The organism is Pseudoalteromonas sp. GW168-MNA-CIBAN-0100, assembly GCF_040309225.1.
GTDB classification, from domain to species: Bacteria; Pseudomonadota; Gammaproteobacteria; order Enterobacterales; family Alteromonadaceae; genus Pseudoalteromonas; species Pseudoalteromonas arctica.
On the sequence record NZ_JBEOOL010000660.1, the window covers coordinates 1 to 265 of the forward strand.

General features: G+C 40.0%; 1 protein-coding gene. It reads left to right on the forward strand.

Annotation, left to right across the window (positions count from 1 at the left end):
• On the forward strand, positions 1–265 hold a 265-nt coding region (locus tag AAEY62_RS22900; RefSeq protein WP_350636724.1), incomplete at both ends, for a hypothetical protein.

Consider the following 265-nt stretch of genomic DNA (forward strand, 5'->3'; position numbering starts at 1 on the left):
ATAAAATAGAGCGGATGATTTGTGCGGTGCAAATGAGCGGTGGTTATTATGTATCGACTATTCCTAAAGCCGTTTTGTATCAATCGGGTAAGGCTATTAGCTTAATTACCGGCTTAATTGTTATTATTTCGGTTATTACGCTGCCAATACTTATTTTTATTGTAGTGCGTAATTTATTACTTAATCCTATTGAGCTATTAGGTGCAGCTAGCCACCGTGTAGGTGATGGCGATTTAGGTGTTTCACTGCCCGCGCACACCGATGA